This window comes from Algibacter sp. L3A6, assembly GCF_009796825.1.
GTDB lineage: Bacteria > Bacteroidota > Bacteroidia > Flavobacteriales > Flavobacteriaceae > Algibacter.
Window position 1 is genome coordinate 4,114,347 of sequence record NZ_CP047030.1, and the last position, 25,615, is coordinate 4,139,961.

The 25,615-nt window shown below is 31.5% G+C and carries 19 protein-coding genes; 3 read left to right on the forward strand and 16 right to left on the reverse strand.

From position 1 onward, the window contains the following. Positions 1-7 precede the first annotated feature (7 nt). From GQR98_RS17180 to GQR98_RS19040, 5 genes are all read right to left on the reverse strand, one after another. Entirely contained in the window at positions 8-3,214 is a 3,207-nt protein-coding gene (locus GQR98_RS17180; RefSeq protein WP_159020637.1) for a C1 family peptidase, read from the reverse strand. A gap of 81 nt (positions 3,215-3,295) precedes the next feature. Then, positions 3,296-6,070, reverse strand: a complete 2,775-nt coding sequence (locus tag GQR98_RS17185; RefSeq protein WP_159020638.1) for a tubulin-like doman-containing protein — start codon at positions 6,068-6,070, stop codon at positions 3,296-3,298. A gap of 11 nt (positions 6,071-6,081) precedes the next feature. Further along, positions 6,082-6,990 carry a hypothetical protein gene (locus GQR98_RS17190; RefSeq protein WP_159020639.1) on the reverse strand — a complete coding sequence of 303 codons (909 nt, stop codon included), beginning with the start codon at positions 6,988-6,990 and terminating at the stop codon, positions 6,082-6,084. Next, positions 6,983-8,002 (reverse strand): hypothetical protein, encoded by a 1,020-nt coding sequence (locus tag GQR98_RS17195; protein WP_159020640.1) that lies wholly within the window; start codon positions 8,000-8,002, stop codon positions 6,983-6,985. Before GQR98_RS17195 ends, GQR98_RS17190 begins: the two co-directional genes overlap by 8 nt. Before the next feature lie 381 nt (positions 8,003-8,383). Beyond that, the gene (locus GQR98_RS19040) at positions 8,384-8,524 is read right to left on the reverse strand and encodes a hypothetical protein (protein ID WP_199270302.1); all 141 of its coding nucleotides are present in this window, start codon (positions 8,522-8,524) and stop codon (positions 8,384-8,386) included. Between the two features lie 385 nt (positions 8,525-8,909). On the opposite strand from GQR98_RS19040, the gene GQR98_RS17200 reads away from it, so the two are divergent. Both GQR98_RS17200 and GQR98_RS17205 read left to right on the forward strand, forming a co-directional pair. Then, positions 8,910-9,632: a hypothetical protein gene (locus GQR98_RS17200; protein ID WP_159020641.1), complete on the forward strand. Its 723-nt coding sequence runs from the start codon at positions 8,910-8,912 to the stop codon at positions 9,630-9,632. A gap of 329 nt (positions 9,633-9,961) precedes the next feature. Then, positions 9,962-11,470 (forward strand): NosD domain-containing protein, encoded by a 1,509-nt coding sequence (locus tag GQR98_RS17205; RefSeq protein WP_159020642.1) that lies wholly within the window; start codon positions 9,962-9,964, stop codon positions 11,468-11,470. Between the two features lie 134 nt (positions 11,471-11,604). On the opposite strand, the gene GQR98_RS17210 is transcribed toward GQR98_RS17205, so the two are convergent. Both GQR98_RS17210 and GQR98_RS17215 read right to left on the reverse strand, forming a co-directional pair. Continuing rightward, entirely contained in the window at positions 11,605-11,751 is a 147-nt protein-coding gene (locus GQR98_RS17210) for a hypothetical protein (RefSeq protein ID WP_159020643.1), read from the reverse strand. Positions 11,752-12,355: 604 nt separating this feature from the next. Further along, on the reverse strand, positions 12,356-12,523 hold the full coding sequence (locus GQR98_RS17215) for a hypothetical protein (RefSeq protein ID WP_159020644.1): 168 nt from the start codon (positions 12,521-12,523) through the stop codon (positions 12,356-12,358). A gap of 47 nt (positions 12,524-12,570) precedes the next feature. Between GQR98_RS17215 and GQR98_RS17220 the strand changes: the two genes are divergently transcribed. Continuing rightward, complete coding sequence (locus tag GQR98_RS17220; protein ID WP_159020645.1) at positions 12,571-12,750, forward strand: hypothetical protein; 180 nt, start codon at positions 12,571-12,573, stop codon at positions 12,748-12,750. A 34-nt stretch (positions 12,751-12,784) separates the two neighbouring features. Here GQR98_RS17220 and GQR98_RS17225 read toward each other — a convergent pair whose 3' ends face one another. The 9 genes from GQR98_RS17225 to GQR98_RS17265 form a co-directional block, all read right to left on the reverse strand. Further along, on the reverse strand, positions 12,785-14,380 hold the full coding sequence (locus GQR98_RS17225) for a type IV secretory system conjugative DNA transfer family protein (protein WP_159020646.1): 1,596 nt from the start codon (positions 14,378-14,380) through the stop codon (positions 12,785-12,787). Position 14,381: 1 nt separating this feature from the next. Next, positions 14,382-15,410, reverse strand: a complete 1,029-nt coding sequence (gene mobB, locus GQR98_RS17230) for a MobB family relaxase (protein WP_159020647.1) — start codon at positions 15,408-15,410, stop codon at positions 14,382-14,384. A gap of 4 nt (positions 15,411-15,414) precedes the next feature. Next, positions 15,415-15,807 (reverse strand): BfmA/BtgA family mobilization protein, encoded by a 393-nt coding sequence (locus GQR98_RS17235; protein ID WP_159020648.1) that lies wholly within the window; start codon positions 15,805-15,807, stop codon positions 15,415-15,417. Between the two features lie 465 nt (positions 15,808-16,272). Then, the gene (locus GQR98_RS17240) at positions 16,273-16,653 is read right to left on the reverse strand and encodes a DUF6876 family protein (RefSeq protein ID WP_159020649.1); all 381 of its coding nucleotides are present in this window, start codon (positions 16,651-16,653) and stop codon (positions 16,273-16,275) included. Positions 16,654-16,730: 77 nt separating this feature from the next. Then, a complete protein-coding gene (locus tag GQR98_RS17245; protein WP_159020650.1) occupies positions 16,731-17,084 on the reverse strand; it encodes a single-stranded DNA-binding protein in 354 nt (117 codons plus the stop codon). A 1,030-nt stretch (positions 17,085-18,114) separates the two neighbouring features. Further along, positions 18,115-19,857 (reverse strand): RagB/SusD family nutrient uptake outer membrane protein, encoded by a 1,743-nt coding sequence (locus tag GQR98_RS17250; protein WP_159020651.1) that lies wholly within the window; start codon positions 19,855-19,857, stop codon positions 18,115-18,117. Positions 19,858-19,877: 20 nt separating this feature from the next. Further along, complete coding sequence (locus tag GQR98_RS17255; RefSeq protein ID WP_159020652.1) at positions 19,878-22,931, reverse strand: SusC/RagA family TonB-linked outer membrane protein; 3,054 nt, start codon at positions 22,929-22,931, stop codon at positions 19,878-19,880. A gap of 569 nt (positions 22,932-23,500) precedes the next feature. Next, positions 23,501-24,028, reverse strand: coding sequence for a hypothetical protein (locus GQR98_RS17260; protein ID WP_159020653.1), 528 nt, complete (start codon positions 24,026-24,028; stop codon positions 23,501-23,503). Positions 24,029-24,179: 151 nt separating this feature from the next. After that, positions 24,180-25,607 (reverse strand): sulfatase, encoded by a 1,428-nt coding sequence (locus tag GQR98_RS17265; RefSeq protein WP_159020654.1) that lies wholly within the window; start codon positions 25,605-25,607, stop codon positions 24,180-24,182. Positions 25,608-25,615 lie beyond the last annotated feature (8 nt).

Below are 25,615 nucleotides of genomic sequence, written 5' to 3' on the forward strand. Positions count from 1 at the left end.
CAATAGATTATAAATTATACCTAACTAAATCCTTAATACTGTTTAAAGCTGATACCTGAATAGCTACATACTTCTTTTTGTTTTCTCTAAACGATAACACAGGTTTAATAGCGGCTCCTCTATGCTTTGAAAAAACTTCGAGCTTATCTTCTGAAGCACTCATTATCTCTTCATGCACTACGTAGTTTTGAAGCTCTAGCGAATTTGTAGTTTGCCTAATATTACAAAATGGAGTTGAAATTTTTTCAATACTTTTCATTACTTGACCCAAATCTGGAGGTAGATCAAAATAAGGATATACACATTCTCCTTGTATATAATCTACTATGCTAATATCTAATATATTTTCAATATTTTTATTAATATCAACTAAATAATTATCGCGCAACTCTTTAAAAACTTCATCCGTATTATCTTTTGAAGGTATATAGTTTTTATGGAATACAGCTGAGAGATTAGGTAAGTTATGTAAGAAAATATGTTTTTCATTGGCTAGATAATCTAACAAAGGCTTTTTACGAACTACATTTATTACAAATGTAGGTGATGAATATTCTATACTATTTAATGCATCCTCACTTTCTTTTTGCCACTTTTTTACTTTTGAAAAATATTTAGACAAAGCCTTATACCTAATTATCAGGTTTTTATTCATCTCATCAAATTGACTAAACAATCTATCGGCTGCCTCAAAAGTGTAAAGATCTATTTTTCTTGTATCAACAGGCAAATCTATATTTGATTTAACTGTAACTATATCTGTTTTAGCATAAAATAATTTACTTCCGAAAAATATTAAAAACACACCTATAGCGCTTCCTACTAAGCTACCAGTTAACTCTATATATGGTTTCATAATTATACTTAAAATGATTAACAGAAAACCTCCTCCGATGAAAAACCATCCTTTTTTATCTTTTGGTTTTTCTATTATAGGATCTATAAGGACTTCTGTAATAACAGCCTTCTCTTGTTTTAGTTCTTCAAAAAGTCTCTTTCTAAATAATGGGTTTTTAATCCTTTCTGAGTTCTCTTCATTTTTTAGTGCAACTAAATCGTACTCTTCTTTTGTTTTATTTAATAGCTTTTTCTTTAGTCTAAGATTGTATTGTTTAATTGTTTTTTTTCGGAGTATTGAATCCTTTAGAAAAGAAAAACTAGTATCCGTATCGTAAGTGAATTCATTATAAGATAAGTCTACTATATTAGATATTACGAACGCTTCTAAACAAAAATCCGAATTAGCGATGTAATCATAAGGTGCATAACAATAACCACTTTCTCCAAATTTATCACCCCAACTATTTCTTAATTTAAAGAGCTTTTCATCGTCATTATAGCCTACGACCAATAAAGCATGATTTCCATGTCCTTCATAGGCTGTTTCTGTAGCTGAAGGATACGGAACAATACCCGCTTTATTTTTTGGGTAAAATGATTTGAATAATTTTAATCCAATAATTACGGGATGTCCATTTGCTATAGCATATTTGAAATCATCTTCTGATATTTTTACTCGACATGCTTTCTCCACTACCTGATGCTGAGCCTCAATGTATGCCGCTTCACTTGGTCTATTAAAAAACAACTCTTTAGAATATGGATGACTCTTTGAATAACATGCGCCTTTTAACTTTACCGCATTAATCGTTTCTAACAAAGTTGACCCTACATCTTCATTAACGTATCCACCTAATTCTCTAGCATTATAATAAATAAACATCTCACTAATGCTTACATGCTTATTGTTAAGTTTTGCAGCAAATTCATATATCGCTGAAATTGTAAAAGCTGTACAACTCCCTAATTCACCTTGATCTTTAACTCTAGGAAAATACTTGGTTAGGTCTTTAGAGTTTGAAATAGGTTCATCGGAATACACATAAAACTCATCATCAGGATTAATAACAGAAGGAATATAACCCGAAGCATTAACCCGATCCCCATTAACACTAAAAATACCTTCATCAAAAGTTATATCTAAATCACTATGAATCTCTTCTGATTGGTCATTTATAGCTTTAATTGATTTTTCATCAATTTTAATAGCTTGGCTTAATTCTGAAATCTTATTCCTAAGTTCTTTTTGACAATCAAAATCTACCTTATCTTTTTCTTCTAAATAAGAATTAAAATAATTAATAATATCAAATTCTAAATCGTCTATATTATCTCGCTGCGTTCCCCAATTTATACCTTCTATTTTGTTATCATCTTCTCCTAATAAATTTGCAAGTATGGCTTTAGATTCCCCAATAGTTGCGCTTGCATCTGTAACAAAATCTTCTAACTTCTTTTTAAAACTATCTATATAGGCTTTACTATTCTTTGTTAAATCACTATTATTATCACTAGAATAAGGGTAGTTTTCTAAAAACTGTTGAAAGAAATTTTGATTTTCATTAATAAACGGGTTGCACTTATTAATAATATCTCTCAACTGTACACCTTCGTCATCTAAAACACCTTCTTGCTCAAACTTGTACTGTAATATCTTATTAGCAATAACACTTCTAAATAGAATTTCATTAAAATGAATGACTCCTACACCAAAAATTTTGGATTTGTTTTGCATAACAGCCAAAGATGTCTGCGAAACCATTTGAAATACAAAAAATTCTCCAAGAGCAAATGCTAACCAATTTAAGTTTAAATTAAGGACAATTCTATTAGAGCTCCTATCGTCCAAATAATAAATATCACTAATTATATAATCGTATTCTGATATTAATTCTTCCAATACCAACAACTCACTCTTAATCTGAGCATCTTTATCATAATTTTGTTCGGATAGAGAATAAGTAATTGCAAAAATTTTAATATCTAAACCATCAACTTGCTGATTGCTAATCAACTCTTTTAGTGCCCCAAGCAGCTTACTCAATTGAGAGACGGAAAGTTCTTCTTCCAGGGGCACAATAATATTTACAATTATAGTACTGCTGATTGAGTCGTTAACTAAACTAACCAAATTTTTAATATCTGAGTATAATTCAAAGTCAAACCAACTTTTTATATCATCATCACTAGATATTTCAAATTCACCATTTTTCACTTTAGAAAGTACATTTACACCATTTTCAAACTCAATAGAAGATGAAATCATGAAGTTTTTATAAAATGTTGGCTCATGCTGACAAAAATGATTGTCTATTTTTTCAACAAGAGTTTTTCCTTGCTGATTAATACTAATATTTATAGATGGTGATGACATGAAATAAGTTTTTGATTAACTCAAAATGAGTAAAAACCCAAGCATTTAACATTAAACACTTGGCTATACGTTTCTATAAAACTACTTAGCTAATATCTTCTTTACAAAATTAATTTCGTCACTAAATAGTTCTTTAACTTTTATCATTTTAGAATCCTTAAGTTCACTATTCTCAAAATTTTTCTTAGAATAGTGTTCGTTATAATTTGTTGACGCAGTTACTTCTTTTATTAATTTTTGGTTTTCTGTTTCACCTAAATCTGAAATTTTATTATCAATCATAAGCTTAAATTCATCTTGAAGTTTTCGTCTCTTAAATTCCGTAAAAGCCTCATCTCTATATGCACCTAACTCTATCCAATAATCTTCTATTGGATCTCCTTGCTCTTCACTATAAGCTAAATAAATACCATTTTCTAACTTTATAAAATCATAAATAAATCCAGTTACCCAATACTCTAAGCTATGATCCTCTCGTTTAGTTGGATAAATATCAAACCCCTCACGATCCATTCTCAATAACCAGTTTGCATCAATATGGTGACTTATTCTACTATTATCTGATTTTTCTTTATACAAGCTCATATTAGAAACTGCATAAACAGGAACAGTAGCTTCCATCCTGTAAATAACAATTCTATCTTGCATATTTGTTGAGTTAAAATCTGCTTTTTGATTAGACTCTAATATGTTTTTTAAAATATTGTTTTTTACGATAATAGACGATTTTATATTAGGAACACCTATTATAAAAGCTTCATGATGTTCTCGGTTAATCACATGCCCTTTATAATTATAAGACCATAATGGATTAGATTTAACAATTAACTCTTTCATCATTGTATCTAATTCATCTTCAGAATAAGTCGCTAAAACATCGTCAATTTTTTTATTTCTATACTCCAATGCTTTTGGCAATTCTTTTGAAAACAGCCATAAACTCTTTGAAATTAATTTTGGTGACATTTCTGAGAAATCATATAACCCATTAGTATCAGAGGTGATACTATTTATGAAATCATTTACATTCAAATCTTTGTCAGAAACTTTAACATTGTTTACAAAATCACGATGGAGTTCTTTTACAAACTTCTTTGGTTGTTCATTAATTTGATTCTGTAAACCTATAAAGTTAGATTCACAATCCTCTTCTACCTGTTGTAATTTTTGTAAAATATTTCGAACATTTAGTTCATGGTTACTAATAGTTAGTAACAATTGATTAAAAAATGTTATTGCATACTGACGCCTAAGTATTTCATGAATATTTACTGCTATTAAATTTACAGCCTGAATAACGTCTTCCTTTACGTCCTTAAGTTTAGAGCCAAACTTTTTTTCCAAAAAGGTTAAGCCTTTCAATTCTGAAATATTTTGATTGAGCTGATTTCGAAAAAGTTTATCATTTTCAGATTTTCCAATTTGCTCATCTTTCATTTCGTTTAAAAACAATTTTACATGCTTTACTAAAGCATTTAAAAATCGATCAATATTTCCAACACCTGATGGTTTGTTAATATGCTCTATAATGAAGTCATTCAGTTTTTTAGTCACTTCAGCTTCTTTAGAGCTATAATTACCCTCAATATCAGCTTTTGCCGTATTTTCAACATTTACTAAATAAGCATTAATTTCGGAGTCAATCGTTGATTGATCGTTGATGTAAGTATATTGTATTTTTGGAGTTTCAGATAATAATGAATCTATAAGATCATTATTTTCATCACCATTATTCTCTCTAATTTTAGCATCACTAATAAAAATGTCGTCTAAATCAAAAGAATCAGTTTCAGGTGTTATTAGATTATTGATAATACTAACAGAGGCTTTGTGAGCATAAATGTTACCCAATTTATTTCCATCATAATAAAGTTCACTCAACCCAAGACCACATGCCCAAGAATCTTTATTTTCGACCTTCATTGAGCCTCCTGCGATAACAGTTTTCACATTATCATAAGAACTCGCCATACCTCCACTTAATTCACTAGCTCCAGTAAACATAGCCAAACCTATTAGTTCACTTAAATCATTTACGTTAGTATAAGTATTAGCATTTTTATCACTATTATTTATTGTAAAAACTAAGTCAAAAGGAGGGTTCTCAATTTTTATAGACTTATTAGCATACTTTATTTCGAGTGGTTTTTTATCAAAATTATGATGCATTAAAAAATCTAAATCATGCAAAGCACCGTAACCATTAGGTAATACATTTGCCATAGCAGGTCCATTCATCATAGCGTTAAATACATCTGGCAATATTGCAAACCCAATTGTAGAAACTCCCACGGTTGAGTTAATCCCTTTTGAAACTTCTTTTACGATATAGGCCATATCTAAAAATGTTCCACTTCCCGTACCACCAGCAACAGAGAACATCATATTAATTTCAACATCATTTCCATTTACTTGGTACTTTTCATTCGAAATAGCATTAGCATTTAAGATAGAAGTTAACTTCGTTCTTATAGCGTTTTCAATAGCTCCGTAATTAAAGTGTGTCGCAAATCGCCCATTAGATCTTACTTGTCCAGCTCCGTCAGTAAGACTTACCAATAGAGGTCTATTTTGAACAGGTACAAAATCGAATAAATCAGGTTGCTGTCTTAGTATTTCTTGAGGATGTCTGACCTTTATATGCAAAAACTCCGAAGCATCTAAGCCAATTCTTTGTTTTCCTAACTCGCTATCGATTTTAGTATTAATACTATCTCCATCAGTATCAAAAGCCAAAAAAGCAGTCATTGGAGGTATTTCTCCATAAGTATCTATAAAACGTTTTTTAGTGTGTAATATAGATTTTAAACCTGTACCTCCTAATCCAATGAATAAACTTCTTTTTAATTTTGCCATGATAATATGTTTTATGAGTATTGTATCTCTAATGATTCCTGTCCTAACTTGATATTATAATTATTAAATTTTTCCAGATTAACAACTTGTGGAGTTATTTTCACCCCTAATGGTAGCTTTATTTTAATTCTATTACCTCTTCCTGGTCTTAAAATAATTTTATTCTCGTAAATAGGATTTACCTCGTAAATTATTTTGCCAGTAAAAACACGGTTAAATACTTTCTGCTTAGTAGTAACATTTGTAAATACAATTAATCTCGTGTTCCTTGTAATGTTTATTCCTTTAAAATACGGGGTTACTATTTGAATTTTTCCTTTTTTAAACTTCGAATACACCTTATTTCTAATAATAAGAAACCACATTAACAAACTACTAATTATGAAAACAACAAACCACATTAACCACTTTTTTAAAGGGTTCATAATTAATTTATGTGTCGACTCCCATTTAAAAAGTCTTTTTTCCGAAGAAGTGTTTAAGTCATTATTATTAATAACATCTAGACTGTGAGAAGAAACAGATATAAAACCTGATGTATAACCATTTGGATAACTTGGCAAAAACTTAAGACCTAACTTTAAACTTCCTTTACTTGATACTTTACTATCGATAGTGAAACTATTGCCTTTAACTAACTCATCATTAACATAAAATAAAATATCTCTATTAGTAATAACATTCTGCTCCGCATCGACTATATTCAGTTTTACAGTAGACTTTTTATCTATAGAATAGTCATTAAAGTTATATTTTAAGGTTTTTGATAAAGTAAAGTTTTCACATTCATAAAATAAAAATGAATCATAATATTCTATAGTTCCAAAATCTGTAGTTTCTCCCTGAAATAATTTTTCTTTTTTACAGCTAAATAAACTAGTAAGTATTATTAATGTTAATATAAAAAAGGATTTATTCATCTTCTGAAAATTCTAAAGTTAATATTCTCTCCTTATGATTTTTCACAACAAGCTTTATCTCAGGATTTAAAACCTTAAGATTATCACTAGTAGAAAGAGTTAATAAAATAGTTGTCTCAATGTCATTATTTCTACGTAATTCAGTAAAAGCCAGCTTGTTTTTAAGTTTAACAAAAAGCTTTCTATTAGTAATATTAATAACATCATTTTCCAATTGAAAAATAGAATTGTTTTCCAACTCTAACTTAATAGCAGTATTCTCTTTTAAATACTCCCAATTATTTGCTAATAGATTTATCTCGAATTTTAATGGATCATCATTAAGATTAAGCTTTATGATATTACTATTTGGTTTAACAAATGCTACATTCATATCAGTTCCTTGAACAACGTAGGCATTGCACTCCTTCTCTATTATCTCTACAATAGTTTTATCTATTGCCGCTTTAGAAAGCATTACGTAAAAAAGATGAGTCTCTGAATTCTGTGAAAAATCACACCAACTTCCAATTGAGCTCTCTAAATCTTTTAAATCAAAGTCTATTCTGCTTGTTTTCTTTGTAGCACTAGGTATAGCAGATTGTTCACCATCGGTTAATAGAAAAATGTAATTAACTCTATCATTATTTATATTTTTCTTTGCTTTATCTAAAGCTGAATAAACATCGGTATAGCCGCCAGGAACGGTTTCTAATGAATAAGAATCAATAACTTTCTTTACTGCTGCCAATTTATCCTTATCACCTGACTTAAATGTCCAACTTGGCAAAATATCATAGGTATGCGTAGCTTGAAATGGAATAATTGTTATAATGGTTTCAGGATTTTTTATATCTTCAATACCTTTATAAAGAGATTTTTTAACATCTTCAAAGATATTTTCATTGCTACCAGATCCCCACATAGACTTTGTAATATCAAGCATATAAATCCGCTTCTCTTTTTTAAAACTCTGTCCTGCGCCTAGAAAAAAACAAAATAACAAGAATAGAAAAATTAAGTGTTTTTTCATTTTTTAAATTTTGATTTTTTCATATAAATATTAGTTGTTCAAACTTACCCTAAATAAAATTACAATCTTTACGGGTTTCCGTAAAGGAGTAAAATATTATTTACTATGCAACTAACTACAATCATATATTTAACATAATTAAATAACTAAAACCTATAAAAACTTGATCCTCGAACACATCACTAAAAGACTCAACACGAACCACTTAACACAGCTTTAATTAAAACACGATTAGAATATTCACTTAATCTTACATTTTAAAACTTATCTCAAATAAAAACAAACCTTTACGGGTTTCCGTAAAGGCTGTTAAAAATATCTTCCTACATTTACTCAAAATCAATATTTATAGAGATTTATAATAGAAAAATGAAATGATAATTAGTCCTCTGTTGGAGGTGGTGGCGGAATTGGACTATCGTCTCCACAGCACTCTTCCTCATCTATTGAAACAGGAATGGAATCAGGAGTATTTGTTTGTGGAGTGCAAGAAAAGATTGCGACACCTAGAATAGCTGTCAATAGTATTTTATTAATATTTTTCATTTTATAATTCTTTTAGATTGGACAATAGTTATGCTATCCGATATTTATCGGACTTTAACAGGTTTAGCTAAAAAGCTATAATGAAGAGACGTCTCTCTATTTTGGGAAGTATGGGAAACTGAATTAGAGAAATAAAATTACTTCCCAGATGTTTTTACATCTCTAAATAGTCACTCTGTTTTAGAATCTAATCACAGTATTATAAATACTTGGTTTGGATTGATTCTGAAGCAAATCACGGAATATTTGAAAGAATGTTTAGGAAATTTATCGGAAGGATTCAGGAAGCTATTAGGAAAAATTTTTCCTGTCAATTTCCCATAAATTAATTATTTTTATCAGACTCGTTATCAAAGATTAAATGCATAAAACACTAATTTTAAAAGCCTTCAAGAAAGCTGAAGCTGACAGAATACTATTAGGAGATAAAAAACCTTCCTTAACGAATAAAGCTGAAGACATAGCGGATTATGTCTCTCAAGAAACAGGTTTTGTTCTTGGAGAAAGAAGTTATCGAGATTACAGGAAAGATGCTGAAGCTTTAAAAATATCAGAAAGTGATATTAATATAAAACAACATAAAGTAGTTTGTGGACTATTGAAATATTTAGAATTTGATAATTATGAAGAGTTTAAGAAAATAAATGAAGCTACAATTAATAATAATCCTAATTTTAAAGTTAAAAAGAAAACATCGTCTAAATTTGATATAAAACATAAAATTACACTAGGGATTTTATGTTCTTTAATTATTATATTTTTTTCATTTAAATACTTAAATACCCAGCGTTGGATGAGTTGGGAAAATGACCATTATATAGAAACTAATTTTGATCCAGAAAATTATGAATTAGGTAATTTAAAATTATATAATCCTGATAGAATTGATAATTTTAGAAAAATCATTCCAAATTGTGACACACAATTTTATACAGAAACAGGAAATACAAATGTATGGTATGGTAAAAATGAAACAGGAGTTCTAGAATATTTTACTGCTCTCGGAAAACACCCCACAACAGGCAAAACATTAAAAGAAATTACCGACTATATGATAAAAAAACATATTTGCGCAAAATACTAAAGGAGAAATTCGGTAATTATACTAAGCTTAACCCAAGAATTGAAAAAACTTAGATTTTTTTCACAACGAAACTTTACGAAAAACCGTAAAACAAGAAATAAACGGAAAAATTTTATAAATAAGTTCCTTTTACTTTCTGAAATATTACATCGAATCTTAGTGGATTTATATTTCTTGACAATCTATTCGAACCGCTGATTGATTGGTGTATTCTTTCTCGATCAAACCTTTGTTAACGTAAATCATGCAAAAAAAGCAGCAAAAAATACAATTAAATTGTACAACCAAATAAGATTACATCTATCTTTAGACTATAAAACCCCAACAAAATGAATTTACCTAAACTCTCTTTCCTTTTCCTTTTAATAATAATGTCAAGTTACAACTTGAAAGCTACTAACTACTATGTATCAAATTCTGGCCTAAACTCAAATACAGGATTAAGCCAAAGTGATGCTTTTTTAACCATTCAACATGCCGCGGATCTTGTTATTGCAGGAGATACCGTTTTTGTAGAAAATGGAATTTACGTAGGTTTTGACTTAAGAAATGTAAGTGGCACAGCAGCAAATCCTATTGTTTTTATGGGAACTGGAAATAGTGTGTTAATAAATCAAAGTGGTGCAATAAGAAACGATGGTATTAACATTGAGAATGCTAACTATATAATAATCGATAGCTTTATTGTTAACGATATGCTAGGAAATGGTAATGGAATACGAGTAGTGGTTTCTAATAATTGTATTGTTAGAAATTGTGCTTGCGACAATAATGCAGAACGAGGAATTTTTACAGCATTTACAGACGATATTCTAATTGAATACAATGTTTGTACTAACTCAATCGATGAACACGGAATTTATGTCTCTAATAGTTCAGACAGACCTATAGTTAGGTATAATGAGTGCTATGGTAATAATAATGTTGGAATCCATTTAAATGGAGATTCATCTGCAGGAGGAGATGGAATAATTAGTGATGCCTTAATCTACGGTAACAATATTCATGATAACAATGGAGCTGCTGGAATAAATATGGATGGACTACAAAATCCTACAGTCTATAATAACCTTATATACAATAATCATTCCTCTCAAGGAATTTCACTTTTCCAACAAGATGGAGCCATTGTAACTAATGGAGCCAAAATATATAATAATACCATTATTGTGCCTTCTGATGGCAGATGGGGAATACTAGTTCAAAACGGAGCTAATGTTAATACAGAAATATATAATAACATCATCATTAATCAACATGCTTGGAGAGGCTGTATTGCTATAAATGATACTGCCATGTTTACAAGCGATAACAATATATTGAACGATAAAATGAGTAATAATGGAGACGGTTCTACTATTAGTTTAGCCGCATGGCAAGCATTAGGCCTTGACACAAACTCTCTATTGGCTAGCTCCATGAATTCCATATTTGTTAACCCAACATTAAATGATTTTAATTTGACAACAGATTCTCAAGCTATTGATACAGGTACCAACCTTGTAAGTACAATAGTTACGCATGATATAAATGGAAATACAAGACCTAAAGGAATAAATTATGATATAGGAGCTTATGAATTTGACAGTACGCTTTCTACAGATAACAATGCAACTATATTCAAAGGTATTGCCGTTTATCCTAATCCAACTAGTGGCATAATAAACACGAAAATTAAAAACTTAAATAATATTATTTTATATGATATAACAGGTCGTTTTATTAAAATGATTGAACCAAAATCATCAATTGATTTAACGGAATTACCAAATGGCATTTATCTATTAAAATTTATATCTAATGAAAGAGAGTATATAACAAAAGTTATAAAGGAGTAATACAATGTAAATTAAAACTACAAAATACTGGTATGAGTAAAAACGATGAAATTAAAAAAATTAAAGAGCTTGAGTTTCAAAAAAAGACTATCGACATAGCTCAGCAATTTTGTATAATTTAATAAAAGTATCGTTTAGATGAACATAAACAAATCTTCATCATCAAAAGTTGATGCTGTAATTAAAGTTCTTGGTTCATTTTTTTTACTCTTTTCAGAATTTAATAATCTTCCAAAATTAAGTTTTTCTAATCTGTTTTTTAATTCTTTTAATGTTTTCATGGCGCATTTCTTTTTCTTGTTATAAATATACGATGCACGCATTGCTTTTAGATGTTTGTTTTCAATAAAAAAACCTCAATATCAAAGAATTATCAATTTTTTAACAATTATATATAATCCAGTTTACATTATGCGACTTTGCCATTTTACTTATTATTCAAGTAGAATAATAAGTAAACGCAGCAGTATAAAATAGACTTATTACTTTCTTACACGATAGCTTCAACACTAAAATTACAGCCAAAAAAAAACCAAAAAAACCTTGTCTATTTCAATCTTAAAATCTAATTTTATTGTTCAAAATTATACTAATAATAGTGAACACAAAACTGAACACGTTTTGGAACACGATTTAAAATATAGTAGTTTTTAAATAACTGATAGTCAATTATTTAAAATTTTATGATTTTTTGTACGAAAATTCATAACTCGGAGGTCATGGGATCGTGCCCCATTCTCGCTACAAGTAAAACCAGGGAAAGTCAAGAATTTTATTCTTGGCTTTTTTTTTTGCTAAAACATAGCTAAAACATTCGGTGTATTTTTTCATTCAATACACAATCAATACTAATATAGTTCAAATTCTATTAGATTAATAAAATTTTCACATTAATTCCTCAGAATAATAAAAATTAGCAGGTAAACCGCCGGTATGCCAAAACATAATGTTAGCACCTTTTTCTATTTTTCGTTTTTTTATATGATCTAACATTCCATAAAATGCTCTTCCAGAATATACAGGATCTAATAAAATCCCTTCATTTTCTGCCAATTCTTTAATAGCTAGTTTTTCATTTGGAGTTACAACTCCATAACCTTTTGAATCATATCCATGAATTAACTGAGTTTAAATTAATTCAAGAATCTATTAATGGAAATATTGCCTGGGTAAAATTCACGACTTCTTATGAAGATAAACCTGAGACATTTAAACTAGTAAAAGTTGAAGGAAACTGGTTAGTTACAGAAAAGAAACTCAATGAAAAATCCCCTTTTTAAAGATTCGATATACATGTTTTTATAATCACAATAACTAATTTTTGAATATAGATCGAGCTTCGCTATATACTCTATTAAAATTTTCTTCTAAATCATCCGGTGTAAAAACATATGTTTTTTTAGGTAACCGTTTCTCAATATTGAGAAGCTTAAATTGTACTTTTTTATCCTTACCATCGGCAAACGTAACAAATTCACCTTGTTTTAAACGAAAAAAAACATCTGCTCTAATCTTTGCAACTTCACGCTCTCCAGTAGTGACACGTGTATCAAAATTAAGGTTATACCCCCTATTAACACTTGTGGTTTCACTTTTTACTATTTCAAAGAAACGTTCATAATATTTTGCAGTATCAGGATCGTTCACTTTTCCGAAAAATTGATAAGACAAATTACTTAAAATGGCTCGACTGGCTTTATCTCCATACATCATATCATTCTGAATTTTATCCTGCATCACATAAATTGTGGATATATCATAACTTCTTAAAGTTGCAGGAATACGATGTATATTTAACAACCGAATAGTAGGCGCTTCTTCCATCATTAAAAATGAGTGATTGGAGTTTCTAACACTCATTTGTTTTGTTATGGTATGAATTATAGTAGCAATTATTGGAGAATAAGCTGTTTCATATTTTGGATTATTTACCACCGAAATTATTAATGGTAGCTCTTGCCTATTTACATCTAACGAAACATCATCTCCAGAAAGCACCATAAAAATGCTTTGTGTACTTATTTTTTTAAGCGCATTTGCCAATGTACTTTTTACTCCTGCTGTTTGCTTATCAGAATCTTTACCACTAATAAATGCATCTGCCATAGCTCTAGATGTTGTATTTGTACTTAAAAAAGCAATAAGACTATCTGTATCCAAAATTTGATAAATAGCGATAAGATGTGGTAATGTGCAATATTTAGGATATGAAGTTCTTAGTTTCCAAATTAATCCCCCTATTAAACCTTCAGCTGCATCATTAAAGAATTTACCGGCACCAGAACTACCTGATTCTTTATGCTCCAGTAGGTTTTCTATAAGCACCCTTGCTACCTCATTTACGCTTTCTTCGTTGACCATATATCTTGGAGCAATAGGATTCACGCGATCATAAATATTATCGAATGAAATCACACGAAAATCAATTTCATTCTTTTCAAATAAAGGGAATGCTATTTCTGTTAGCTCAAAATTCTTATAATCGTGAATTACTCCAGAAAACCTATAATTACTAAAATGTAGGAGGAAATTATAAATAACACTTTCTGTTTTTCCACTACCAGCAGAACCAATTATTGAAACACCTCGTTTAACATTGTTTACCTTAAAAAACCCATGCTTTATTTTGAAATGAACTTGATACTTATTTCTAGGATCTAAGCCACTATCATCTTCATGAAGAAAAACATAGAGCACTGTATTAATTAAGGATAAAGGACATGCAAAATATAAGATTATTGAAGTCCAACTGTATATAATAAACTGCTGTTTAAAAAGAACTCCCAAACAAATACACGTCAATATTAGGTTTAATATATAAGCATACTTAATCATTTTAAAAAAGAAACTAAAGAGAAGGCTGATTCCTATCAAAACCGTTATCGTGAATGTTATTACATTTATTTCCATATTATATACCTATTGAACCGGATTTGATTGCCACATCGACGCCTCGTTTTAATGCTCGAATTGTTTTTAACGCCATCTGCGTTTTACTCGTTGGAATACTTAATATTGGGAAGCCAGATTTGGAAAGTATATTAAAAGCAATTGCTTTTTCACTTGCTGGCAAACCTAATAATGTAATGAAATACTGTTTTGGGTTTTTAATAAAATCTTTCTTCGATTTATAAGATTCTGCATAGTTGCGTTTGTAACCAAACGTTTTATCAAAAGTGTTTTCTGCTTTTGTAAAAAATGAATCTCTATCAAATCCTCGCTTTACCAGTTTTCCATTCATCATCACTTCTGAAGCCTTATATTTTGATCCTGGTGATAAACTCACAGCATTTGATGCATCCTTTCTGCTCACAATAATATGAATATGACTTTGATTACCCGATTTTTTCATACCTTGAACAATACGTTTTCCGTTTTGTTGGTGTGGTGCTTCGGCTTCAAGTTTGATTATTTGTGATTTCATTTTCATGATATTTCCATCTAATTGATTATTCTCTATTTTTCGAATATCACTTTTTAGCTGAAGTATTTTAGTGGCAAAAGGTTGGTTTTCTTTCACCTGTCTATCTGTGCCCTTAAATGTTCTTTGATGTTCAATTTTCGCAAAATATTTTATGTCGTCAACGGTTATCGGCTTACCATTAATCTCTCTATTAAAAGACCTGGCATAATCATTCATTATTGCTCTAGTATATTTTTTTAAATCTTCGGAATTGTTTTCCAGTTTACTTAATTCATATTTACTAGGACTAACAGTAATTGAATAAAATTTTGGTTCTTTCTTTTTGAGTTTTGCAGTATTACCATCGATTTCCTTGACCACATCTTTGGCTTCAATTTCATCCCCATATTGATTAAAAAAAAGCTCCAAGTCTTCTTGCTCTAAACCTTGATTCTCCTTCTCTAAATACTCAGCAAAATCCGCAGAACTTTGTGAATAATTCCCACCTAATTTTTGAGCTGTGATTGTGATATACATAATTCTATAATTGAGTATTAGTATCTGGTTTTTCTACAAACTGTACTTTCTTTTCTTTGACTTCCTTTTCCAAAATGAGTTTCTTTTCTTTAGGTTCAAACTCCATAAACAAAGATTGCAACATGGCTGTTGTAGGCTTATCGTGATTTTTTTCAATGTCTTTTATAATAGCTATTACTGCGTTAATTCGTTTCTTAATTTCACTCTCCAATGTTTGCATATTTGGACCTAAAGTTTCATTTGGCGAAATACCATTATCCTCAAAAAAATCAAGCATCAAAAGCAGTGTCATAGATTGCGATTTTGATAACTTTTTACAAAACCCTCGAAAACGCTCTGCTACTGAAGCTTTAATTCCAAGCTTCTCAAATCGCTCTTTTTCAAATCCTTTATCCATTTTTTCTGAAAAAATTTGTCGTTTTTATTGGGTTGCCAAGGTTTTTTCTGAAAAACTGATGCTGAAATTTTATTAACTAAAACCTTCAATCTCTCTAAACTACTGATTTCACTGGTGAATTATGAAAACGAAAAATTGAAACATCGCGCTAGCGTGTTACCCTCTTGCTATTCCTTTTCGTCCCGATTTATCGGGACAAAAAAATACCATGACATCCAAAAATGTAATGGCTTTTCCTGTAATACGAATTGAAATTCGATTTTTTAAGAATGTTTCAATTGAAGTTTAAAAGTATCGTTAGAAATCCTCGCTATTTATTGTAGAATCTAAAATAACAGAACAAAAAAAGGCCTTTAAAAAATTAAAGGCCCTGATTTTAAATTAGATTAAAAGTGTTAGACTATAGTTATAAGAATACTACCTCTTAGAGTTTCTACTGACAAAGGATATACCATAACCCTTTTTTTAATATTCGCTCGGAAGCATTAGTGTATTATCTACAAAAAACAATCGTAGCTCGTCCAAAGGAAAACCGGTTACATTATATCTATGTGTTTCAAAAATTTTATCATTCCCATCGCTATAATTAATAATGGCTTCACACTGCTTTTCTAACCGTTCTTTTTCAGAAAGTCTTTTAAAATCGATAGTAATAAAGGAACTTTTATCTGATAAACTTTTTGCTATCACTGACGCATCTGTAATCAACCAATAGCATTCTGCCTCTTTGGCTAAATACTTTAACCCATCGGTAAAACAAGTTCCAATTAATGGGATTTTAAAGAACATTTCTGTTCCACAAAAATGTTGTAATCCGGCTTTTATTTTGTTAACTTTATCATTCATTGTATTTCTATTTAATAAGATTAATAATGAAAAAGAGAGCGCCACTTTCCACAGGAACGCTCTCTTTTAATTTCTAATTACTCAGTAGCGTCATCGCCTTTAATTCCCAAAAGCAAGATTTCATCTACGACCACTTCGGTAACGTATCTTTTTTCTCCGGCTGCGGTTTCATAAGAGCGTGAGGTCAGCTTTCCCTCTAGAGCAACTTCTTTTCCTTTACCAACGTATTTCTCAACGATTTCAGCAATCTTTCCCCACCCTACAATGTTGTGCCACTGGGTGTCTTGTTGTTTCTCTCCTTCTGAATTTTTGTGAAATTCATTAGTAGCCATTGAAAATTTCGCAACTTTCTTTCCACTTTCAAGGTTTGTAATTTCTGGCTCGTTTCCTACGTTGCCAATTAACTGTACTTTGTTTTTTAGAGTACTCATAATTAAAAAATTTAAAGATTAATATTAACCTCTTTGAACCATTCAAAAAGGCTTTATTATTGATTTACTTATTATATCCTGAGCGTTTTCCTTTTTTTGTTTTTTTAACTTTTGTTCCGCTTCCTTTTTATTGATTTTGTAAGATTTCATAAGATTCATTTTTAGATTTACTTCCCATAGAGCCGTCACTGTTACCTTCTTTTTGTTGCTTAGACGCTTTCAATATTCAGCTTTGTGAAGCCATATAAAAAGTGCGAGAGTAGCCTGCCATAACAGCAGTCAAAGGGAGCCTGATTATGCTGGCGTTCAAAGCTGAATGTTGTTATTTTGCTATCAAAAAAAGGTATAGCAGTGTCCGCGCGAGATGTAAGCCTAAATGCTTTGTGAAATATAAAATCATAGGAAGAGGAACACAATGACAAATACATTTTCCATATTTGGCGGACTCTATTTCAAAGTTTTTTAAGAAGCGAAATGTCCATTTGAATCAAAGATTTACTGGTATTCGGAATTCTTATTAAAATGCAGATACTAAAACTTTGAGATTGGGTCCAAGATTTTTTTAGTGAAACGCTTTGCCCGTAATAACATGGAGTGGCCATGTGCTGATCTATTCTCATTTAGCACTATTTCAAGCGGACTTGATTCGCGTTTTTGAATTGGAATGCAGCGTTCCTTTCCAGAGAAGCGGAAAGGATTAGCGGAATGAAAAGTAAAAAATGGGGATTAGGTCCAAGATTTTTTAATGAAGCGCTTTTTCTGGAATGGAGTTTTTACGGAATGGAGGGGAATGTGCTGGAGTTATTGAAAAACTAGAACTACAGGGGTATTTAACCATATTAAAAAGTCTAACGACCTTTTAATATAAATATTATTACTAATAACTTATTACTCCATTTTAAAATACTTTATCTACCCCTCCATTTATAGGTAAATAGAATAAAAAAAGCCGCAGACATAAATGTCTACGGCTTTTTAACAAAAACTAACTCTTTAAATAAATCTTATAAAATAATTATTCAAAAAACCACTACCAACCTGGATTTTGATTATCGTTAAAATCAGGAATGATAGAAGTATCTTTAATCGGAATTGGAAAAATAAGAAACTTATCCTGCCACGCATTTCTTCGTTCTGTTACAAAACGCTCATACTCAAAATTGTCTCCGTTTTTTATAACTTCCATACCGGTCACCAATTTATCAGTTTGGTCTAATATTTTCCATCTTCTTACATCCCAAAATCTATGCTCCTCAATAACGAGTTCCACCCTTCTTTCGTTTCTAACGCGTTTTCTAAATTCATCTTTTGAAAGTCCTGCAGGTAAATTAGGCATTCCAACTCTTTCTCTAATTTTATTAATAGCATTATAAGCCTCTACAGTTGGCCCATTAGCTTCATTTTCAGCCTCAGCATAATTTAGATAAATTTCAGCCAAATGATACTTTTTCCATCTAGATTGAGCATTTTGACCGTTCTGTAATTTTGGATCATGAAATTTACGCAAATAATACCCCGTATGGGTATTGTTTTTGTTTGGCGGTGTTTTTTTAAGTGCATCGGCACCTCCCACAAAGGTTTCAACTACATGGATTTTTCCAGCAATATTATCTAAAAGTGCTCCGTTATACCATACGGTTGCATAAAATCTAGGATCTCTGCCATCATAAGGATTTGCAGGATCATATCCTGAATTGGTATTTATAATAGGTTCCAAATGATCTTCGTCGTTATACCCTAAGATAGCTGGTTCACCAGTTCCTAACATATCGTAACTATCAACCAACTCTTGCGTTGGTGTAATTCCTGCATTATTTTGACCTGGCATACTTGGTAAGGCATTGGTATTTCTAAAACTAGGATGACCAGTAGCTTTTATTTCCAATATGGTTTCTCTATCTCTAGGAGAAGGATTTATATCGGAACTAGAGAAAAAGTATTGTTCATAATCTGGGAACAACTCATACTCCCCTCCATCGGTAAGCTTTGACAAGGCTTCTTCTGAAGCCGTTGAAGCGGCTTGCCATTTCGCAGTGTTATTCTCGGGGTTCCATAACGGACTTGCATTATAAAGTAATGCTTGTGATTTTATTGCGTAAGCTACAGCTTTACTAAAGCGCCCACGTTCTGGCTCTAAGGTAATACGAAGAGGTAAATATGAATTAGCAATGGCTTCATCACAATCATTAACTATAAAATCCATACATTCTTGAAATGTTGGCCTAGTTAAAGTTGTATAGTCAAATGCTGGACCAAAAGGTTTGGTAACAATAGGCATTGGTCCATATTGCTTTATCAACTCTAGATAATAAAAAGCTCTTAGTATTAAAGCTTCTGCTTTATATCGCTCTCTATTTTTATCATTGGGAATATTCGCTGTTTCCACATTTTCCAAAAATACATTAGCGTTTCTTATCCCTGCCCAAAACGTGTCATAATGATTTTTTCCATGACCTGCCGGTCCATTTTCAAGAGGATTAAAATCGGGGGTCATTGCCCCTGTAATCCAAAGGTTGGCAATATTACCTGGTGTATTTCCCACAGCAGCATCTTGACACTCATCTGTAACCCCTGCTATATAAGTGAAAAAATGGTAATAATAGGAATAAGACGGAATGCTGCTATAAACCGTGTTCAAATAGGCTTCCGTTTGATGCTCATCTTTAAAAACGTCTTCTAATGTTAGCCTACCATCTGGCGTTATGTCTAATGCTTTATCACAACTTATTATGACTAGAGCACTTACGAATAGATATAAAATTTTATTTTTCATTTCTTAATATTTTTTCAGTTTTAAAATTTCAAATTAACACCTAAACTATATACTTTAAGTAGTGGGTAAGAAAGGCCGTTAGCTGCTTCTGGATCATAATTTTTGCTAGGTAATTTATCCCAAGTAATTAAGTTTAACCCATTCATGTAAAGTCGCATATTTGCCACTCCCTTTAATTGAATTCTATATCCTATTTCTAAGTTCTTCAATCTTACATAACTAGCGTCCCTAATAAAAAAGGAATTTTCTTTTTCACTTGGAGATGGTTCGGTACTCAATCTAGGAAAATTAATAGGCTCTCCATTATCCGCACGCTCTTGAGTCCAACTTGTTAAATGTTGGTCAAAATAATTAGTTTGTCCACTGGCAAAAGTCCCTCTACCACTATAAAATTTATCTACATTGGCAACCCCTTGTACAAGAGCACTCAAATCAAAGTTTTTATAAGTTGTACTCAATCCTAGTCCGAAAGAAGTTTCAGGCATGGTTGAAGCCCCAATTGGTGCAATATCCTTCTGATCTACAATACCATCTTCATTAAGATCTTTGTATTTAAAGTCTCCTGGTCTAGATTCATGCCCACCAACAATTTGTACAGGAGAATTATCAATCTCTTCTTGAGTATCAAAATATTTCTCAACAATATATCCGAAATTTTGACCAATTCTATAACCTGTTTGTCTGTATCTATAAGCGTAGTCTTCTGGTAATAATGGTTCATCAGCAAATTTTTGTTCGTTTCTTGCGTAACCTACAAACGCCCTTCCTCTAACAAAAAAATCTGGTGAAAACGCTTTTTTATAATTCAATTCCACTTCAAAACCTTTATTCTCAACAACCCCAATATTAACAGGTGGTAAAACGTTAGTTGACAGTCCGTTTAAAATAGGAATTGTTCCCCTATTTCTTAAAATATTGTCTCTCTTTTCACTAAATACATCTACAATTAATTCAAAAGACTTTAAAAAATCGACTTCTAAACCGATATTAATTTTATTTGCAACTTCCCATTGTAACTCTCCATTTCTTAATTGATTAATAGCTATTCTTCTCCCTTGATCCAAACTTGATGAATAACCACCACCACTTACAGAAATATCATCTAAATACAAAAACCTATCATTTCCAATCCGGTCGTTACCTACTTTTCCATAAGAACCTCTAACTTTTAATCTATCAATTCCTTTTACATTCCAAAAGTTTTCTTTAGAAACCAACCAACCTCCTGAAACAGCTGGAAAAAAGCCAAATCGATTTCCAGGTGCAAATTGTTCTGAACCGTTATAACCTGCATTAAACTCTACAAAATATTTATCATCGTAGGCATAGGTGACCCTAGAGGAAACCCCTATAAGATTATAAGGAAGTTGTTCATTAATAATTTCTTTTTGCTGTTGAAAAAGTAATAAACCACTTACATCATGCTTGTTAAAAGCTCTCTTATAATTCAAATACGCTTGAAAATTTGAAAAACTTTGAAACGCTCTACTTCCTGAAATGTTTAAAGGCGTTTCTACATCATCAGAAAAATTTCTATAATAAATACTATCCCTTCCGGATGCTGTTTTATCAATCACCTGTATTTCTCGGATATAACTTTTACTAGCATTCAAATTATTTGTGCCCTTTGTATCGAACGACATAACAGCTTTAGCTGATAAGCCTTTTGTTATAAAATCCAACTGTTGTTCCATTCCAAAAGTTGCTGTAGTGTTGTTCCGTGTTTGCTGCCTATAACCTGTCCGGTTCAACAAACCATAAGGAGGGTTAACTAAATCATTAACAGTTACAACTGCACCACTAGGAGAAACAGGGCCCGGCACGTTGGATGGCATATCAAGAATACCTGCTAGTATGTTAAGAGAAGGGGAAGCCCCTCCTTGACCCGTAGAGGCTGTACCAACTGAAAACGGTGCATTTTGTTTTTCAACATAACCAGCTAAATTAAGGAAGGCCTTGAGGTTATTGTTAATCTGCATATCTATATTGGATCTAAAGTTGTAACGATCCAGTTTAAAACTGGGATCATAATTCAAATCTTTTTCAGTTTTAAATGACCCACCTTGATTTAAATATCCTGCATTAATATAATATTTAACAGCCTTACTTGCCCCAGAAACATTAAGGTTTATTCTTTGCTGTGGAGCAAAATCTTCTACTAAAAGTCCAGCCCAATCGGTGTCTGGATATTTTTCAGGATCTGAATGCGATTTGTATGCCTCTAAAGCTTCCGCAGAATAGGCATTACCTAACCCATCGTTGTTCTGAGCTAAATTTCTTAATGTGGCGAATTCATATGCATTTACTGGTTGCGGCAATCTTGTAAAAGTTTGAACACCCGATTCCATAGATACATTCACTTCAGGCACCTCAGAAGTCCCTCGCTTAGTTGTTACCAAAATAACACCATTAGCACCCCTTACCCCAAAAATAGCCGTTGAGGAGGCATCTTTTAATATGGTAACAGATTCTACCTCATTGGGATCCATATAGGTTAATTCACGCTCTACACCATCTACCAAAATAATGGGAGACCGCGCATTAATTGTTCCTTGCCCCCTAATAAAAAGTTGGGTTAAGTCCCTGCCAGGTTCGCCACTAGTTTGAATTGAAGTAAGCCCAGGCAATCTTCCAGCTAAAGTTACTGCTAGATTTGCTGCTGGACTTTGTTTAAGTTCCTTAGTACTAATTGAAGATATGGCACCCGTAACAGTTGCTTTTTTCTGTTCTCCAAAACCCACAATTACTATTTCGGAAAGTTGCTCACTATCTTCCTCTAGCTTGAAATCAATTTTGATTCGTCCATTTACTTCTTCTTCTACAGATTTATACCCAATAAAAGAAATCTGAAGCACATCATTGGAGGTGGCCTTAATACTATAATTACCATCAAAATCGGTTACCGTTCCCCTCGAAGTTCCTTTTACCATAACCGTTGCTCCTGGCAACGGCAAATTACTTTTAGCATCAAGAATCACCCCTTGTACATCTGTGAGGCTCTGTGCATATATCGAGCAACACCAAAAGGCGCTCAATAAAAACATTAAATAAAATTTAGTTAATTTTTTTCTCATTAGTCTTATTGTTTTAGTTAAAATAGTTGGTTGATAAATCTTATTAAACATTAACTATTACATGTCATTATCATGCTGTAGCCATACCCAAATAGATTTACTTTTATTAATAGGGGTTTAAATTATATATTCAGACTATATTGTTCATCCTGCCGTATCGGGTTCGCCTACTTTATGAACAAACCAAACAAAAACATAAACCACTAAAAAACAACAAACTAAACAAGTATATAGAAAAGAAAACCATAGATATAGGATGTACTTTTTTTATAAAAAATAACAAGTCATCGTGTAAAACATTATTTTATAAGACGAAAACAAAGTAGCGTGTATTATAAGAGTTTAAAAAAAAGTGTGTCCTATAACGGGAATTGTTTTTAAAATAAAGACTTCAAGTTAAAATGAAACAAAAACTTTGTATAATATTAAAAAGGTGCTATTAGAATTCTTTTTAAGAAAAAGAAGTATATTTTCTAATAGCAATAAAAATAATACAGTGAAATCTCTAAATGAATATACTAACTCAGACTACCTCTATTATAAAAAAAAAGAAACACTAATCTAAGGACTTAGTGAGACTCAAAAAATTTTGATAGAAAATCAACCCCTATTTTTGAAATTTCAGCATCAATTTCCGCTGGAGCACCAGAGAAACTTGCAATTAAGTAACCGCAGGCCACTTTCTTAATTACACCGCCTTTATAACCCAATTCCCCAATTAAAGGTTGCCTGCTAACAGTTCCGGAATTCTGAAGTGTTAATGCCATTTCCGTAGCCTTTGCACTAGCTACCGCCAAAAAATTATGTTGCTTAGAACTCAACCTTCCAACAACCTTCATTCTTGAATTCCAATATTCAGTTTTGGCTCCAGGAACAAATGCCATGACAGCAACACCTTTACCTGAGTATTTTTCTGCAGTTGCTTCCATAATAGCTAGACATGCTTCAACATTTTGGTTAAAAACTTCATCGCCTAGGCATTCACACTTTTGGACTAAATTTAAGCATGCCTCAGGTTCTTTTTTAAAATTATTACAAAAATAAAAACCAATAGCAGAAGCTACTAATAAAACTACAAAAAGGATATTTTTTTTCATTTGAAAAAATTATTCGTTAAGCAAATCATTCATGGTTTTGAATTTAGTTTTCTCAATGACTTCGTTATTTATTGTATAACCTTTAGGCACTTTCTTTATGTCATCAAGCGTTAAATAATCAACTCTATCAACCAGTTCGTTTCTAAAATCTTTAATACGTTTTTTTTGAATCTTTTCTATAAGCTAAATTATTAAACTCACTAGGATCATTGTTATGATCGTAAAGTTCTTCAAGCCCTAATTTTTCGTAATAAATATAACGAAAACGCTCTCCTCTTAGAGCATGACCAATTGTTGGATTTTTTCGGTAATTTGCAGTAGACCTGTTAAAGTTAAAACTGGTTAAAGCACTCTGGTTTCGTTTCTCTTTTGGGTTTTTAATTAAAGGAAGTACTGAAACACCATCACAATGTTCAGGCACTTCAAACCCTGCTAATTGAGCTAAAGAAGGATAAACATCAAGTAATGACACAGGTTGGTAGCTGCTACTTCCAGCAATTGTAACACCAGGAGCTTTTATTATAAGCGGCACACGAGTGACCTCTTCCCATAAGGTGAATTTTTCCCAGTTTTCTTTTTCGCCCATATGCATACCGTGGTCAGACCATAGTACCACAATGGTATTTTTATGATACTCCGATTCTTCTAATGTTTTTAATAAACGTCCCAACTGCGCGTCTGCAAAGGCTATAGATTCTAAATAACCTTGAATTACTTTTTTCCATTGTTTATTCATTAAAACCCATTTATGCCAATTACGACGACCATGATCAAAAGCATCTTTTAAATCATTTTCTTGAATTTCTAAATCTGGTATATCCTCTAAAGGATATAAATCAAAATATTTTTGAGGCACTTCCCAAGGCATGTGAGGACGAAAAAGTCCACAAGCCAAATAAAAGGGTTTATCGTGTTTTTGTTTAAGTTGATATCGTGCCCAATCTACAACTTGATAATCTGCCATTTTTTCTTCAGGAATATCTAAAGGGCCCCAAGTAAAATACTTAAGTCGTTTTCCTTTTAAGCCAGGTGGATTAATAATACTATCCTCCGCTCGTATTTGATAGGGTAATGGCGCATGAACACTAGGGAAATAAAAATCCCAAGATTCTGGTTCAGTTTGATTTAACACCTCCCAAGGCGGCGCTAATGTATGATAGATTTTTCCTCCTGCAAGTGTTTTATATCCACGGTTTTTAAAAAACTGCTCTATAGTCTCTATGTCTTTAAATATAGGTTCATTGCGCCACTGCGCACCATCATACCACTCATTTTGCATATTACCAGATTTTGAAGGCTGTACACCTGTCATGATTGAAAGGCGAGACGGAGAACATGCTGGAGAAGCACAATGTGCATTTTTGAATAACATGGACTGTGATGCTAGTTTATCTAAATTCGGGGTTTTACTTAACTCCATACCGCCTAGTGGTCCAATCCAATCGTTCATATCATCGACTGCTATGAAAAGAATATTAGGTTTTGAGTCGCTATTTTGTGCAAAAGCTGGGTAATTACCCCCTAACACAAAGACCAATACTAGCAAATAATAGGTTTGTTTAAAATGATTATATTTCATGCTTTTTT